The sequence below is a fragment of the Paenibacillus sp. J22R232 genome (assembly GCF_056269165.1).
In genome coordinates, this window is sequence record NZ_JBWDNK010000006.1 from 341,130 (window position 1) to 357,768 (window position 16,639).

Annotated in this window: 11 protein-coding genes; 1 reads left to right on the forward strand and 10 read right to left on the reverse strand. The window is 50.2% G+C overall.

What is annotated here, in order from left to right:
- Nucleotides 1-4 precede the first annotated feature (4 nt).
- Complete coding sequence (locus AC0YN3_RS20225) at nt 5-841, reverse strand: class I fructose-bisphosphate aldolase (protein WP_475776770.1); 837 nt, start codon at nt 839-841, stop codon at nt 5-7.
- Between the two features lie 35 nt (nt 842-876).
- Complete coding sequence (locus AC0YN3_RS20230) at nt 877-1,752, reverse strand: class II fructose-bisphosphate aldolase (RefSeq protein WP_475776771.1); 876 nt, start codon at nt 1,750-1,752, stop codon at nt 877-879.
- A gap of 283 nt (nt 1,753-2,035) precedes the next feature.
- Between AC0YN3_RS20230 and AC0YN3_RS20235 the strand changes: the two genes are divergently transcribed.
- Nucleotides 2,036-3,520, forward strand: coding sequence for an FGGY-family carbohydrate kinase (locus tag AC0YN3_RS20235; protein ID WP_475776806.1), 1,485 nt, complete (start codon nt 2,036-2,038; stop codon nt 3,518-3,520).
- Nucleotides 3,521-3,769: 249 nt separating this feature from the next.
- Here AC0YN3_RS20235 and AC0YN3_RS20240 read toward each other — a convergent pair whose 3' ends face one another.
- The 8 genes from AC0YN3_RS20240 to AC0YN3_RS20275 form a co-directional block, all read right to left on the reverse strand.
- Entirely contained in the window at nt 3,770-7,012 is a 3,243-nt protein-coding gene (locus AC0YN3_RS20240; protein WP_475776772.1) for a DUF6259 domain-containing protein, read from the reverse strand.
- 36 nt (nt 7,013-7,048) lie between these two features.
- Entirely contained in the window at nt 7,049-8,464 is a 1,416-nt protein-coding gene (locus tag AC0YN3_RS20245) for a GH32 C-terminal domain-containing protein (protein ID WP_475776773.1), read from the reverse strand.
- 1 nt (nt 8,465) lies between these two features.
- Nucleotides 8,466-9,347, reverse strand: a complete 882-nt coding sequence (locus tag AC0YN3_RS20250) for a carbohydrate ABC transporter permease (protein ID WP_139993401.1) — start codon at nt 9,345-9,347, stop codon at nt 8,466-8,468.
- Nucleotides 9,348-9,362: 15 nt separating this feature from the next.
- Nucleotides 9,363-10,262, reverse strand: coding sequence for an ABC transporter permease (locus tag AC0YN3_RS20255; protein ID WP_441943305.1), 900 nt, complete (start codon nt 10,260-10,262; stop codon nt 9,363-9,365).
- A 92-nt stretch (nt 10,263-10,354) separates the two neighbouring features.
- On the reverse strand, nt 10,355-12,043 hold the full coding sequence (locus tag AC0YN3_RS20260) for an extracellular solute-binding protein (protein WP_475776774.1): 1,689 nt from the start codon (nt 12,041-12,043) through the stop codon (nt 10,355-10,357).
- 94 nt (nt 12,044-12,137) lie between these two features.
- Nucleotides 12,138-13,802, reverse strand: coding sequence for a response regulator (locus tag AC0YN3_RS20265; RefSeq protein WP_475776775.1), 1,665 nt, complete (start codon nt 13,800-13,802; stop codon nt 12,138-12,140).
- 2 nt (nt 13,803-13,804) lie between these two features.
- Nucleotides 13,805-15,556: a sensor histidine kinase gene (locus tag AC0YN3_RS20270; protein ID WP_475776776.1), complete on the reverse strand. Its 1,752-nt coding sequence runs from the start codon at nt 15,554-15,556 to the stop codon at nt 13,805-13,807.
- Nucleotides 15,557-15,641: 85 nt separating this feature from the next.
- Complete coding sequence (locus AC0YN3_RS20275; RefSeq protein ID WP_475776777.1) at nt 15,642-16,601, reverse strand: acetylxylan esterase; 960 nt, start codon at nt 16,599-16,601, stop codon at nt 15,642-15,644.
- Between the last annotated feature and the right edge of the window lie 38 nt (nt 16,602-16,639).

A 16,639-nucleotide genomic window follows, 5' to 3' on the forward strand; every position in this document is an offset into this window, starting at 1 on the left:
CCGATTACGCCCCTTTCAAAATTGCGATTGCTTGCTGAGGCGTCGCGCCTTGGTGAACGACAGCCATAAACGCGCGAGTCATCGCCTCTGGATTATCATGCTGGATAACATTTCGTCCATATACAATTCCTGAAGCTCCCTGCTCCATAAGAGCATAAGTTCTTGACAGAATTTCTTCGTCCGAAGCCCGTCCGCCGCCGCGTGGTAATACCGGCTTGCCTGATGCGGCTTCTACGACCTTATGATAATCCTCAACGTTATCGCATGGATCGGCTTTGATGATGTCCGCGCCAAGCTCCGTACCTTGACGAACAAGCGGTACGATCTTCGTAATGTCGCCGTCGACCATATAGCCTCCTTTTTGCTCGTTCGGAAGCATAACGAGCGGTTCTACCATAAGCGGCATGCCATAACGCTCGCACTCCGTTTTCAGCTTCGATATATTTTGCACGCATTGGCGGTGAAGCTCCGGTTGTCCGGGCAGAAGCAGCAGATTTACAACGACACAAGCCGCGTCCAAGCGAACAGCTTGTTCAACCGGATGATGAATGAGTTCACTGAATAAGTGCGATGGAAGCTTCGTGCCGTATACGTTAGCAACATCCGTGCGCAGCACGAGTGACGGCTTTTTTTTGCCTGGAATAGCTTGAAGATGCTCGGCTTGGCCAACGCTAAGCTGAATGGCATCGGGATTGGCACGTACAATCGTTTCGATTGCTGCTTTCATATTCTCAATGCCTGCCAAGAATGAATATTCATTGAAAAAGCCATGATCGATCGCTACGTCAAAGCACTTGCCTTGTTCACTAAATAAACGGTTTAAACGAGCGGTAACGGACATTTTTGACACACCCCATATCCTTGTTTTGTTGGTAATTACGCTTTGTTGCTGCTGCGGAACGTACGCATAATTTGCTGCGCGTCTTCTTTGAAGTCCTGAATCACATTCATCATGAATTCGTGATAGAACGTTTTCTCTTCTGACTGGATGAAACGTTCTTTGGCCCGGTCAACAACCTTAAGAGCCATCCCCGTGTAATAATTGATCTTGGACGCACCGTGATCGATGGACTTGTGGAAGTCTTCCTCCGACAACCCAGACCCGCCGTGCATCACAATCGGAACGCCAGCCGTATTCCGAATTTGCTCCAATCGCATTAAATCCAGAACCGGTTTTTTCAAATAAACGCCGTGAACCGTACCGAATGCAGCGGCTAGCGCATCAATACCCGTTCGCTCAACAAATTCCCTTGCTTGCTCGGGATCGGTATAGAGCGAAGTATCGTCAATGATGGAATCATCGTCCTCGCCTTCCGCCCCGCCGCTTTTTGGCCGGGTTACGTAGCCGAGCTCACCTTCCACCGAAACGCCAAGCGTTTTAGCAATCTTCACGACCTCTGCGGTTTTGCGAACATTTTCTTCATATTCATACTCCGAGCCATCGAACATGATCGCGTTAAAGCCTAAATGCATCGCATTCGTTACCGCGGAGAAACTCTTCCCGTGATCAAGAAGGATGCTGACCGGTACCTTGGCACGGTTCATCGCTTCTACCATGATAGGGGCAATCTGCTCGAGCGGCGTATACTTAAAATGAATTTCGGCATGGCATAGGATGACTGGAGACTGTTCATCCTCAGCGGCTTCAATGATTCCGCGAACCATATCTAAATTTATTGCGTTAAAGCAAGGAACGGCATAGCCCCTACGGGAAGCATCCCGCAGCATTTCACCCATGGAGACTTTAGACAAATTACCATCCGCCTTTCTATTCAGTCCTTATTTAAAATGTTCGTTTCAAACACAGTATAGTTAATTCCTGTATAATAAGCAACAACAAAATTACAATATTAAACACTTTGTTACTTTTCAAAAAAGTGCTTCAAATGAAAAACGCCAGAAGACCCCCTATTTAACTGAAGATTTCAGCCATTTCGTTCAACTAATCGACATTAAAACTTTCATTATACAAATGAACAAATATTGTTTATAATGAACATATAACTTTTATTGGAGGGATAACAAATTGTCACTAATGGGACTCGACATCGGAACGACTGGATGCAAGGCTTCGCTCTTTGACGAGGGAGGAACTCTTCTTTCAGCCGCGTATATGGAATACCCTTTGGAACAGCCCAAACGGGGAGCATTCGAGCTGGATCCAGAACGGGTCTGGGAGTCCGTCAGACGGGTTATCGCAGATGTGCTCTTAGCTGTTCCCGGCATCAATGTTCGCGCCCTTAGCATTTCTTCCTTGGGCGAGACGGTTGTTCCCATTGGCCGTGATGGACATGTATTAAGCAATGCCATTTTGTATACGGATTCAAGAGGTATCGAGCAAGCCGCAATCATTGAACAAAAAATCGGCAGGAAACGGACGATGGAGCTTACGGGAGTCCCCCTGCATCCGATGTTCTCCCTCCCAAAGGTCATGTGGATCAAGCAATACCAGCCTGAGATTTACCAAAATACATGGAAATTCATGCCGTTTGGCGATTTCATCGCATTTTTACTCACGGGTATTTCCGTTACGGACTACACCTTGGCCTCCCGCACTATGGCCTTTAACGTGTCCAAAAAAGAATGGGACTCTGAAATGCTTGAAGCTGCCGGAATTGAAGCAGACAAATTTCCTGACCTCATTCAGTCTGGACAAATCATTGGACCCGTTCGCAATGAAATAAGGCAATCGCTAGGTTTCCGTTCAGAAACGTTAGTAGTAGCAGGCGGCCATGATCAAGCCTGTGCAGCTCTCGGTGCAGGTATCCTACATCACAATCATGCGGTGGATGGCATTGGAACGGTAGAATGCATTACGCCTGCCTACACTTCACCCATTCTGGATAACAAGATGCTTCAGTATCAATTCAATTGCGCACCTCATGTCATTGAAGGCCTCTATTTGACGTATGCCTTCAATTTTACTGGCGGTTCCCTTATTCGGTGGTACCGGGATAAATTCGGTCAAAGCGCCGAAGCCGAAGCCCGAAAAATGGGCATTAATGTTTATGACTATTTGAATGCAACAGCTGCAGCCTCGCCTACCGATTTGCTCGTGATTCCCCATTTTGCCGGATCGGGTACGCCTTACATGAATCCCGAAGCCAAGGGCACGATTTATGGATTATCGTTTGATACAGATTCCGCCCATCTGTACCGGGCATTAATGGAAGGGGTAACGTACGAAATGCGCTACAACCTCGAATGCCTTGCGGAAGCAGGCATTCCGATTGAGACGCTGCGTGCGGTAGGCGGTGGAGCTAAATCCGACGTGTGGCTGCAGATCAAGGCAGACATCATGAATTGTCCCGTAGAAAGATTAAACGTCAGCGAAGCTGGAACGATGGGCAACATCATTCTTGCAGGAAAAGCTTCCGGCGTTTACCAGTCTTACGAGGAAGCCGTAGACGTGCTGGTCAAGCCGCTTCGCGTGTTTTACCCAAGCGAGCCTAATACGTCACTCTATCTGGAACGCTATGAGAAATACAAAGCGCTTTCACGGGCGATTTCAACCTTATAAGTTTGAAAAGAAACATTCCAGGCAGCAGCAGCCGAGCTGCGATGCAGGAATGTTTCTTTTTTTGAGTCTGCGCTGCTACGAAATAAGCAGTGATGTCAGAGCAAGCCTGATATCACTGCTTTTAGCGCCTTAGCTTTGAATAGAGAATAACTTCCCACGTATTCCGCGGTGTGCCAGCCGCAGTGTCTGTTGATCAAACCCATACTTGGATAACACATGCGAAGCGTTTTGATCAGATACAAACTGCGTTTAATTCAGGCTAAGCGTTGGTTCTCCCCAGAAAGCCCAATCATATCCGTAATCCCCAAGGGAATCCGTAATCAGGGTAAGGACAACGGACTTTCCGGCATAATCGTCCAAAGCTAGGCTAAACGGCGTCCATGCCCCTCCAGGCATAAGATCCTCCGACCATAGCACATGCCCGTTTACCGCAATACGGAAGCCGACTCCTTGCGAGTCATCCGCGCCGTCCTTGATTCCGATATATCCGCTAATCTTTGTGTCAACGCCTGCCGGAAGCGTTAAAGCGTAATCGATATGCGTCTGCCCCCGCTGAGGCGGGTGGGCGTCCAGTCCCTGCTTTTCGATGCCTAGCACCGAGCCCTCCCCGGCAATTCCTCCGAAAGGACCCTGCGGCGCTCCTTCCGTTCCATTCTCGAACAGGAGACTCGAATCGAATGGTTCATCGGACAAAGCAAGCGGAAGCTGTACCGGGGCTGCTGTTCCGTAAATGAGATACAGCATATCGGTAGCAGGAGCCGTAACCTGGTAACGATGATTGCCAAGATCCGTATACTGAGCCCAGCCGGATTGCGATTCCACGGCTGTAATCGTCTGCGGGCTCACCAGCTTCAGATTTACGGTACGGGCAGTCCCTGCCACTGGATCCATTACGACGCGCGGCGCGACCCAGACGGCCGAGTCGTTGTCTACGGTGGTTCCTGGATGCGTCTCCAACCGGATCGTAACCTCCTTGCCTGCGAGTGAAGCCAAATCCAGCTCCACGGATACCGGAGACGCGCTTCTGCTGAATTGCTCCTTGCTTAGAACGGGGCGCGTCGCAGCCGGAGCTGCTTTCTCCCATGCGAGTGCTTTAAAGGTTACGCCGTCGCTGCTTAGCACATTCTGCTCGGAGCCTAGCTGAACGCCTGTCTTAAATGTGGACGTACGATCTTCGGGAAGCAGCACGTCAAATTCCAACCACGTATGCCCTCCTTGCCATTGCCCCGAATAAGGAGGATGGGCGAGCATCCGGTCTCCCCAGTGCTGCACGGTTCCGCCTTGTGCAAACGTATGGGAAAACCCGTTTTCAGACGAGAAAGGCGCGCTTGTTTCATGAACAGTACCGTCGCCAAGCTTTTCTCCTGCCCGAATCGGGCCCGGATAATTCATAAAGTCGATGGTTGCTGGCTGCTGTTTGTCTTCCAGCGATAATACGGCATGGCTCGTTTTGAGAGATAGCCGCTTCATCGCTACGTCGGATGGCCATTCATAGACATGAAACGCATCGGGGTCTCGGGCTTCTTTGCTATAAAGGTATGTTTTTTCCGGATTCAGGCCGAACAGCTTCGTAGCGTCATAGAGATACCAATCCGGAATCCGGCCAGGAAGCTCGACGGTTTCGTTGCCGTATAAATAGCGAAGCACGTCCTCTCCTACAGCGGGTGCTCCCAAGCTGTAATCGGTTAGCTTCTCGCCAAACGCATCTCTTTCATAGTTGGCCGTTTTTCCATCAGCAGTTCGGAACGCAAACAACGTGGTATCCGACCAGCTCGTAAAATCCGCAGCCGGCTTCTCGGCTTGGTACCAGCGGACCTCATCCAGAAACTGCTCCATGAGTGGCGATGCATTCGCGACTTGGTCATAGTTAGGCCTTGAAAGCATGGGAATGGCACCCAGACGGTTCTGGACAACCTTATGCCAAGCGATAAAATAGTCCTCGGTCAACGGGTTTGCATGATCGGGATGACCGTAGATCGTTGTGTAAGGAGCAAAAATAGCCGAGCTCGCCGGGACGACTTGGTCGATCTTGTTAGTATCCCAAGTACCCGTTGGAGCAAAAATGCCATAAGCGTGGCGCTGCGCAAAGGCCTCGTACCGCGTAGTAATTTCATTCAGGCTCTCGCCACCCAGCGCAATATTGGTCGGCAGCTCTTCTCTTAATTCCTTATGAAGGGCAATATTCCCTTGCATCATGTTCATGCCGTCCATCAAGCCGTTGGCGTCATTATACATGAGCAGCGATTGGTCCAGATGGATCGCATCGGGGCCTACCTCTTGGACGAGATCGGCCATTTTACCGACAAATAGATCGCGCCACGCTTGCGAAGCCGGATTAATCTGTGCGAATTTAATCTGATCCGAACCCGCGGTGTACTCCGAGTAAATCGGATCAAGCGTAAACGGATCCTTAACCTGATAAGGCTGCATGGTTGCATACGCAGGATTGCTAGGAGTCACGCCAAAAATATTGACATAGAGCATGACCTTGAAGCCAAGTGCTTGTGCGGCATCAATTTTATCCGCAATGTCCGGTTTTGGCGAATAGTCCGGGAAATTGACATCGTATGGATCTGATCGCCAGCCAGGTACGACAAGGAGCGTTTGTTCAGCATTTACCTGTTGCGCCAATGACTCTAGCAGCGGTTCGTCCTCTAAGTCCGTCAGAACGGTGAACGCGATGTCCTTCGCCCATTCCGGCTGCAGACGCGCCAGCTTGGACAGATCAAACTTCTTGTCCGCCCACTCGCGGTACTTCATTGCGCCATTTACCCAATCTCCTTCATAAGCCCGGAGCCGCCAGTCGGTAGATACCGCTCGGGTCGTTTCCTGGAATGGCGCGGGACTGTGCGTTTCCATGCCCACGTAGAAATTCCCGTTTTCATGCTTGACGTGCAGTGTCTTGAAAAAACGGGCATCGTCGTTGGCATGCACGAGCATGCCACCGTCCTCGCCCTGAATAATAAACATCTGCGCTTCCCATATGTTGGGATAGTCGAACTGCTGGAAGCCATAGGCCGCATCGGGCGATTCGGCCGTAAGGCGAATGCCCCCCAATACGGGAATAATCAAATCATACGTATCAGGCACAATGAGTCCCCATTGAATACCCGAAATCCCCTGCGCGGCTGAATCCGCATGTTGGCTGACGGTAAGCGTGCCGTCATACTTCGCAGCAACGGTCGTTTCTAATTCTGCTCTGCTGGAGCCCGTTCCCCAGGTTTGACCGAAGGTCGTATGCCCTTTCTTGATAGCCGAGCTGGAAGCAGAGGAGTTATTCCACAAATTCGTTAAAGACAGGTGACGAATGCCCGTTAACGGGCTGCTATTGCCAAGTGCCAAGCCAACGCTTCCGTAAGTGAAGTTGATGGCGCCTGTGCTTGCATTCAAAGTGACCAGCGCACTGCTGGCGGAAGCGAATCCATTTAGCATGCCGAATACAAGGATAAATGCCATGCATGCCACCAATTGCCTTTTGACATGAAATTTCATTATGAATCCCCTCTCCTGATACCTGCTTCTCCGTGGTTAAGCCTCAAGCAACCTTGTCTGGAAGCTAGCGCTTCCCTCGCTAACGAATACTCCCCACCCCCCTTTCTGACAATCATATAACCGCGTACTCAAAGCAATCGCATCGTTCACGTAAACCACGCACACCGTTCCGTCAAGAAACACGCGAAGTTCGTAATCGGTGCCCGGCACGAGCTCCACCGGCCTTTCCATGCCTACGACGTAAGGGACATCCCCCTTTCTTGGCCACTGATCCAGCACAATCCGGTTTCTTCCCGGCTCCAGCCGAATCATATACCCCTGCTCCAGCTGTTCGTCCGCTCGCAAAATAACTCCGCAGCCGCGTGTGTTCGCGCCAAATGCAACATTCACCGTGAGTTTGCATTGCGTCGGCAGAATCCCTGCATAGGCACAGGCAAAGGAGTCCGCTGCCTCGGCAGCGGCTCTTTCCCCATTCAACTCCCAGCACCCAAGCGCTTCCGAGAAAGAGAATGGCCGCTCACGGGTCCATGCCGCATTTACGGTTTCAGGCACCTTTACCAGCAAGGTTCCGTCGCCTTGCTGAACGATTTCGTGAACGACAAGACTGCCTCCCCACTGCCAAGTCCCGCTATCATTCTCCCCTTCTCTCGTCGGATTCCATCCGAATGCGTATCTCCGGTCTCCGTCCGTCCACGTCTTAGCCGCGTAGAAGGCCCGAGTGTCTAAGCCATCGTTCTCTGGCGCAATCCATGGGCCCTGCAGCGACTCGCTCATGCGGTAATGGGTCACCGTCCGGTCGGAGAATGTGGAATAGACCAGATACCACCATTTCCCGATCTTGAACAGATCCGGGCATTCGTGAGTTGTGTACAAGTAAGGAGCCCAGAACGGCTCCCTAACCTCCCAGCTCTTCAGATCCTTCGAGGCGCATAAAGCAACGCAGCCGCGGCGTTTGGAAGGCCCCTCCTTTAACCGGGCGGCCAGCAGCATCCAATATTCACCTGCTTCTTCGTTCCAGAACACGAACGGATCTCGCCAATCATGCTCCTCATACCGGTCGGCAGGCGCATAAAAAGCATCTTCGGGTATTTTTTCCCAATGCAACATATCGCTGCTGACCGCATGCATAACCGCCTGCTGCTTCTTGCCTTGAGCCGGATAATGAAAGTTGTTGCCGGTATAGAAAATATGGTATAATTCGCCGACTTTCAGCAAACATCCCGTATAGATATAAAGGTCCTGCTCCGTTTCCCCTCCTCTTGGAAGCACCTCGCCATACTCCGTATAGGTGACAAAATCCTTCGTACCAATCAGAAACCAAGGCGTGCCTTCGCCAAACGTTTCCTTATCCCGCCAATCCTTCAAATAAAGCAGCTTGAACTCCCCGTCTTCATGAAACGGTATGACATCAGCCAGCCAGCCATCCTCCGGTTTATAAAAGAAATTACCCATCCTATTCCTTCACGCTCCCTAACACGATTCCTTTGACAAAATACTTTTGCAAAAAAGGGTAAACCAGCAAAATCGGCAGGGCACCTACAATAATTTGCGCTGCCTTGGATGTGCGCGTGGATATTTGCGACAGCTTGTGGATATCCTCCTGCTTCACCTGCGAGAAATCGAAATTGATAATGATCGTTTGCAAATAGGACGATAAGGGGTAATGCTCCGGTTTATTCATGAGAATAAGGCCGTCGAACCAACCATTCCAATGCCCGACGATCGTAAACAACCCAACGGTCGCAAGCCCGGGCAGGGACAAAGGCACATAGATGCTCCACAAGGTTCTTACATGTCCCGCTCCGTCTATAAAGCAGGATTCCTCAAGCTCTTTGGGAAGCCCACGGAAAAAGTTAAGCAGCAGAATGACGTTGAACACGGGAACGGCGCCAGGAATGACGAGCGCCCAGATCGAATCCAGCAGCCCTGTATTTTTGATGGTCATATACCAAGGTACCAGGCCGCCACTGAACAGAATCGTAAATACGAAAATCCAGACGTAGCCCGTACGGAAGCGGAACGACCTCGCTTCCTTGGACAAGGGATAGGCGATCATGATCGTCAGCATCATATTAATAAAGGTGCCAAGCACCACTCTCTCGACGGTGATACCAAGCGAACGGATAAATTCCGGCCGGCTTATAATGAAATCGTAAGACTTAAGCGAGAAGTCGACCGGCCAGAAGGTCACCTGTCCGGCAGCTACCGCGGCGCTGTCGCTAAAGGAAACCGCCATCACGTGAATCAACGGAAGAAAACATAGGAAAGCCAAAAAAATCAGAAACGATGAATTTACGGCCAGGAACAGGCGTCTGCTCCAGGAAATATGCTGCACGTTAGTCTCTCCTCTCTAGAAAATTCGGTAATTCGCGAACCGGTAAGCCAGCCAGTAGGACACCGAAATCAGCAGAAAGGAAACGACGGACTTAAACAAGCCTACAGCCGTTGCTACTCCGTACTGCGCATCGTTAAACGCGATCCGGTAGATCATCGTATCCAAAATATCGCCGCTCTCGTATACGAGCGGATTAGAAAGATTGAATACTTGGTCAAACCCCGCATTCAGCACATTTCCAAGGCTCAGGGTCACCATTAGGACGATAATCGGCATCATGCCGGGCAGCGTAATATGCAGGGTCTGCTTCCATCTGTTCGCTCCATCCATGACGGCTGCTTCGTAGAGCGTAGGATTAACGCTCGTAATCGCCGCTAAATACACAATGGTACTGAAGCCAAACTCCTTCCATACGTCTGAGAAAATGAGCACCGCCGGAAACCAACGGTTATCTGCCAGAAAGAATATAGGTTCTACTCCGAGCTTGCCCAGGAGCGCGTTCACGATTCCTTCTGACGGTGACAACAGATCGATCAGAATGCCTCCGAGAATGACCCATGATAAGAAATGGGGCAGATAGATCAGCGTTTGTACCCCCCGTTTAATGGATGAGCGGGTAACTTCATTTAACAATATCGCAATGAGTATCGGCACGAATAATCCTGCAATGATCTTCATACAGGCGATGAAAATCGTATTCCATACCACTTGCCCCGTGTTCGGCATATCCAGCACAAATTTAAAATTGTCAAATCCGATCCAAGGAGAACCGAACCAACCGCTGAATATCGTAAACTTTTGGAAAGCGATAACTACCCCCAGCATGGGGACATAACAATAAATAAGAACCAGGACAAGCCCCGGCAACAGCAGCAGATGCAACGGCAGCTCCCGCATCCATTTCGCAGCTTTCATTTCTCTCTGTGCACCACCCTTCCAAACGTTTGAAGGGGAGGATGACAATCCTCCATCTTCCCCTTCGCCAAACTTCAATCTATTTCTCCTGCTTATTGCTTCTGAGAGGATAACCAGTCATTTATTTCTTGCAGAATCTGCTCTCCGCCAAGCTTGTTCCAGTCCTCGACGAAGGTATCAAATTCATCAACCGATGCAGCTCCCATAATGATTTTGGTAAACGTTTCTTTCTCCAGCTTGTCGAGCGTAGCCCACTTATCCGTCATGGTCTGCGTCTGCCCTCCGAAAGCCGTCATCAGCAGTCTATCGCCGGTATAGTTATCCATAGTGGCCTCAAAGCCGAAGTATTGGTGCGCAACTGCCCAATTTTCCATATTGCCGGTCTTCACATAATCAACGGTAGGACCGTATTTATCCGTTTCCGTCAGCGCATCTTTCAGCAGGCTCTCGTCCTCGTTTTTGATGGCTTCACGCAGCAGCGCGAGTGAATCCAGCACGCCTTGATTGGACACGCCCGATTGAACGATCGAGAGCCTAGAGGTGTTGATTCGTTCCCCGCCCTCTTCAACCGTAATAAATTGGCCTTCGTTCCTTCTCGAGCCATGAACGACTTCTTCGTGCAGGTTCAGCATTTTGACGACCGCTTCCGGGTGCTTGAACCCTTTGCGTACGACGACATATCCGCTGGCCGAGAATCCTGCGCTTGCCTTCGTCGGCTTTTCGTCTATTGATGGCACAGGATATGGTTTCCATTCCATGCCCGGGTTTTTCTTAACGGCATCGTAGAACACATACGGATTCCAGTTGGCTCCAAATGCCATGCCGAACTTGTTGGCGGCAATGTCTTCTGCCACTTTGTTGCCGTCCTTTACGCCGAATTCCCGATCCAGCTGCCCGCCTTTATACATCTCCTGCAGCTTGGCAAGCGCTTGCTTCATCTCCGGCTGAACGGAGCCATAGTTCACCTTGCCGCTGTCGTCCTTTACCCAGGTTTGGGGATAGGCATGATAGGCGTTGGAGAACCCGGTAATGGACGTAATCGGGCCGTACAAATAATTGTTAATCGCTATGCCAAACGTATCATTCTTGCTATTCCCGTCCGGATCCTTATTTGTAAACGCTTCCGATATTGCAAATACATCCTCAATCGTTTTGGGCTCAGGCAAGTTCAGTTTTTCTAACCAATCCGTTCGTACCCACAGCAGGTTCGGCTCATAGATCGGGGCATTTACGACCGGAATGGCAAGCAGTTTTCCTCCGAACGTAGCAGAAGCGAGCGCAGCGCCTCCATCTCCCATTTGAAGCTCCTTCGTATGGTCGGAAGCATACTTCTCATAAGCTCCCGTCAAATCTTCCAATTGTCCTGCGTCCGCCAGCTGCTTCAGTTGGCTCGCTGATACAGAGAACACCTCCGGCAAGCTCCCCGATGCGATCGACACGTTCAGCTTTCGGTTATATTCACTGGCTAGAGCCGTCCAGTCATGCACAACCTTTATGCCAAGCAGACTCTCATACTCCCGGTACCAAACGTTATTGTCGATGCTGTCGCCTTGCGGATACGTCCACGTTTGATCCACTGGACGTGCGATATGAAGCTCCACAGGCGGATCGTATTTCTCGAACGGATCTCCTTTTTCCAGTGATTCTCCCTGGGACTCACCCGGCTGCGACGTTCCGTCCGTGTTCACCGGCTTTTCATTCGCTCCGTTACTGCAGGCCGTAAGAACAAGCGTAAACACCAGCACGCTTGTCAACAGCATACTAAAGCTCTTTTGTTTCATATGCTTACCCCCTATGATCGTATACAGATGCTTCATCCCGCTCTGCTAGCCTAATTATAGGCGCTTCAAATCCGTGCTCTCTACTCGCCGATTTTCACTTTCGATTATCCTTTTTGGATATCTCATGCCGGTCCCTATACTCCTGGGGAGTCAAATTCGTTTCTTTCTTAAAAAAACGGTAGAAGGATTGCTCCGTCATGAAGCCGATCGCTTTGGAAATATCCTGAACGATCATCTGCCCTTGCGCTAGCAGCTTTTGCGCCCTCGCCAACCGAGCATCCGTTATGAAATCGGTCAGCGATTCGTTCGTGATTCGTTTATATAGCCTCGTTAAATAATAAGGATTGTAGCCCACGACCTCGCCAATACGGGTTAAAGACAAATCACCTGCGAGATTATGCTCCACGTACAATTGGACATGCTTGATCAAATCGTCTTCCCGGTAAATCTGGTCGTTATGCTTCTGCTCGAATAATCGTTCTGACAGCAGCGACAGATAGTCATCCGCTTCGTCCCATGAGCGGTGCGCATCGTACCTTGCCAGCTTGCTCATATCCATCGCCTTGCTTATTTCGGCATGCAATCCCCAGCGGTTCATATAGGACAGGAAGAGAGAAACGAGTGAGTAATAAATTTCCAGCTTTAGATGGTCATCCGTTTTCATGGCTCCTCGAACCAATCCCATTAGTTTGCTGTACTCGGTGTGGAAATGTTGTCTTTGCCCGTTTTCCAAATACACCGCTAATGTACCCAGCTTCTCCAGCTGGCTGCGGACTTCATGGGTTTGGACCTCCGTTTCCGGATCTCCCCCTTTGGAGCCTTGCCCATCCAATAAAATCAGCTCTTTGCCCATGCCTAGCCCCCGGCCGAGCAACCGTTTCAAAGCACTGAACTGCTCAGGGGCTTGTTCCCACGACCTCATTTCTCCAGCCGCTGCAAATGACACGCAAAGCTTAAGCAGCTGCTTGCAAGCCATTTGAATCGTCTCTATTGTGCCTTGGACGAACCGGACCGTCCAATTCTCTGCTTCGCCTTGGGCCTGCGGTTGAATAATGAAGAGCAGCTTGTTTCTCTCGTAACTCACCGTTAAGCCATTTGCCGATTTCCCAAAATATTCTTCGGCTATGTTCTGGATCGCATACAGCATAAGATCCCGATCCCCATTGCTAAACTCATCACGCCAGTCGTCTACCCGTCCGATAACTAACAGCACCTTGCCCTTCGCGCCAAGCGGGATTTGAAGCTCTACGAACCTTTGCTCCAGTTTCCTAAGCGAATCCGCATCTCCTTGCATGACGTCCAGCATGTAGCCGTTCAGCAGCAGCGGCCTCGCAAGTTTTAATTGGAGCTCAGCATTGCGAATCAACTGCTTGGATTCCACTGCCTCAAACAATTGGGCAGCAGCCTGCTCCACCGACCGCAGAATGGCATCATGGCCTTCCGTTTTCAGAAGATAGTCCACTCCGCCGTTGCGCAGCACCTGTTGAATATATTCAAAGTCATCATAACCGCTCAAAAATATGATTTTGCACCACGGCCATTGCCTGATAATTTCCTTTTGCAGCTCGAGGCCATCCATTCCCGGCATTCGAATATCAGAAAGAACGATATCCACTTTCATTCGGCCGAGCACATCCATAGCTTCTGCGCCGGAATAAGCACCGAACACCTCCATTTCCAACTTGCCTGACTGGCTGAACAAATCCAGCAGACTCTCTACGATCAATCGCTCGTTATCGACAATTAGCAGCCTAATCATGTTCAATCCTCCTTCATCCTACGTATGATGATCTGCGTCTTTAGTCCGCCCAACTCGCTTCGCGAAACGCTTAAACCGCTATTTTGGCCGAATTTCAATTGCAGCCTGCGATGCACGTTAAGTATTCCGGTCGTCTCCATGGCACGTTCCGAGGAAGCTAGTGATCTCTGCAAACGAAACAATTGTTCCTCGTCAAGTGCATCGCCGTTATCCTCCACTTCGATATGCAGTTCAATTTCCGTGGCTTCGCGAAACCGAATTCGCAGCTTCCCGCCGCTGAGCTTGTTCTCGAGCCCATACATATAAGCATTTTCAATTAATGGCTGCACGATTAAGCGCGGAACCATGACCCTCTCCCAAGCTTCCGGAACCTCGCCAAGCTCGACCTCAACCGTGCCGGAGAAGCGAATCTTTTGAATTTCAACATAGGATACGGCATGCTTCATCTCCGTCATGAGCGCAACACTTTCCGCCCCGCTGCGGGTAATGAACTGAAAGTAGCTGCCCAGATGATGGAACATCCGATCCGCCAGCTCATGTTCCCTCATCCTCACGAGCCCCTGCAGAATAAAGAAACTATTATAAAAAAAATGAGGATTAATCTGCGATTGCAGCTGCTTGAGCTCGGACTGCTGGGACCGGATTTGCTGCTCATATACCTCATGAACCAACACTTGTATGCGCTCAAGCATATTGTTGTATTGATTGTACAAATAATGAAACTCGTCTTGGTTCCGATGATAGATCCTCACGCTTAGGTCGCCTTTCTCCACCCTACGAAATGAACCGATCAGCCGCTTGATGGGCTTATGAATAAGCCTGTGTATCCAATACGAGAAAATAACGGTTAACAGCAGGGAAACGAAAGAGACAATCCATATCCAGTCGCGATGCTTGTTTAGCGGCTGAAGTACCGTCTTCGCCGGAACGAATACAGCAAGCGTCGTATCCAGCACCGATGAATACTCATGCGCGACGAAATAAGAGATGCCATTCAAGTCCAACATGAATTGCCCTGGTTCATTCTGTACTTCTTCATGCTGTGAACGCAGCGTACCGGTAAACTCCTCCAGCAGCTTCCCCTCGATGCCGGAGGAAACTTGCCACCTCAGATCAGCGTTCACCCACGCTGCTCCTCCGCCTTGCTCGCCGCCAGCCATGCTGGCGAGCGTGCGTTCAATCTCTGGCAAGGAAAGCTCGATCTCCATGGCCAATACAGGCTGTCGATTCACGTATACCGCATCCGGATATACTCCGCTTAGAAGCAGTTTGTTCTGTAGGCTGAAGATCGGGGAGTTCATATTGACCGGATCGAGGATGGCATTCAGTTCTTCCTCCGGAATCGTGTCATCGTAATTGTTCGCATTTATGCTCCTACCCAGCGCCGGTATATAGAGCTGCACGTTCTTCACGAACGGGCTGGAGCTTTTGAGCAAGTAGAGTTTGTTTTTCACCGCTAGTATCGTACGGGAACGTTCAAAATCATTCAGCCTTTCCGCTACCGTCCCCAGCGTCAACAAGTCATCGTCGTTCACATATTCCAGCTTTAGCCTCGTCAGCCGAGCCAGCTCGGTTTCAAGTGATGTCATGTAAAAGTGGACGCGAGAGGCCATTGACTCGGATATTTGTTTCTGAACGACGTCTTGGCCGGATTGATTCATCAACAGGCTGGAAACGTAGATGGGAATGATCATAAGCAAAAAGGACAAGACGAGCTTCGGATAAATTGTAAGCGATTTCATTAATTTTATCATCAGGTTTCCCCCTCGTAGTTCGCTAACTAAATCATACCTCGTCCGTCTTCCGTCAGACAACAAAAAGAGAGGCAATAAGCCTCTCTTACATCTCAAGCATAAAACGGATCACTTGATCCTCGAAGCCGGGTAACCGCTCATGCACGAAATCCGGATAAATCTCCAATTGCTTTTTTGAGACAATCTTATTGTAAGCAGCGAACTGTGTAGAAGGAGGGCATACCGTATCCAGCAGACCGACGCCCATCATAACCTCGCCACGGATTCGCTCCGCCAAATGCTGGACATCAATGTAGCCAAGTCTCGTAAATATTTCTTCTTCCCTGTGATGCTGAGGGTCGTGATGACGGAAAAAGGTTCTTATTTCCTCATAAGCATCCCTTGCCAGATCCATTTCCCACACCCGCTTGTAATCGCTCAAAAACGGTACGCTAGCTGCAATCCGATTCAACCTGGGCTCCAGCGCTCCGCATGCCAGCGCAAGCCCGCCGCCTTGCGAACCTCCGGTCGCGCCAACACGGCTCGCATCTACTTCCGGCAACGCCATGACGATACCGGCCAATTGGGCCGTATCGAGGTAGATATCACGGAACAGCAACCTGTCGGGATGATCATCCAATCCGCGAATGAGATGTCCCTTATAGGTCGTTCCCTTCACGCCTCCTATATCCTCAGACAGCCCGCCTTGTCCCCTGCAATCCATTGCTACGATGGAAAAGCCTAGGGACGCGTAAATGAGTTTATCCGCCCAATCGCCGGAATGATGCGCGTAGCCGTGAAATTGCAAAATCGCGGGATGAGGCTTAACCGCATGCTTTGGCCTTACGTATTTGGCATGAATCCGAGCCCCTCCCGCACCCGTGAAATAAAGGTGAAAGCAGTCGGCATACGGAACCTGAAACTCGCTTTCCACGAGCTCGAGCTGCGGATCCAGCTCTCTCATCTCCTTAAGCGCATTATCCCAATATACGTTAAAATCCGAAGGGCGCGGATTACTCCCTACATAGGTCTTCAATTGATCGAGCGGCATATCAATAAACGGCATGTCTATCATCACCTCTGAAATTTTTTAAACGCATTCAT

Excerpts from the sequence above, each read along its gene's own strand:
- AC0YN3_RS20235 (WP_475776806.1), top strand. The coding sequence starts at position 2,036 with ATGGGACTCGACATCGGAACGACTGGATGCAAGGCTTCGCTCTTTGAC.
- AC0YN3_RS20240 (WP_475776772.1), bottom strand. The coding sequence starts at position 7,012 with ATGAAATTTCATGTCAAAAGGCAATTGGTGGCATGCATGGCATTTATC.
- AC0YN3_RS20265 (WP_475776775.1), bottom strand. The coding sequence starts at position 13,802 with ATGATTAGGCTGCTAATTGTCGATAACGAGCGATTGATCGTAGAGAGT.
- AC0YN3_RS20275 (WP_475776777.1), bottom strand. The coding sequence starts at position 16,601 with ATGCCGTTTATTGATATGCCGCTCGATCAATTGAAGACCTATGTAGGG.
- AC0YN3_RS20255 (WP_441943305.1), bottom strand. The coding sequence starts at position 10,262 with ATGAAAGCTGCGAAATGGATGCGGGAGCTGCCGTTGCATCTGCTGCTG.
- AC0YN3_RS20225 (WP_475776770.1), bottom strand. The coding sequence starts at position 841 with ATGTCCGTTACCGCTCGTTTAAACCGTTTATTTAGTGAACAAGGCAAG.
- AC0YN3_RS20270 (WP_475776776.1), bottom strand. The coding sequence starts at position 15,556 with ATGATAAAATTAATGAAATCGCTTACAATTTATCCGAAGCTCGTCTTG.
- AC0YN3_RS20260 (WP_475776774.1), bottom strand. The coding sequence starts at position 12,043 with ATGAAACAAAAGAGCTTTAGTATGCTGTTGACAAGCGTGCTGGTGTTT.
- AC0YN3_RS20245 (WP_475776773.1), bottom strand. The coding sequence starts at position 8,464 with ATGGGTAATTTCTTTTATAAACCGGAGGATGGCTGGCTGGCTGATGTC.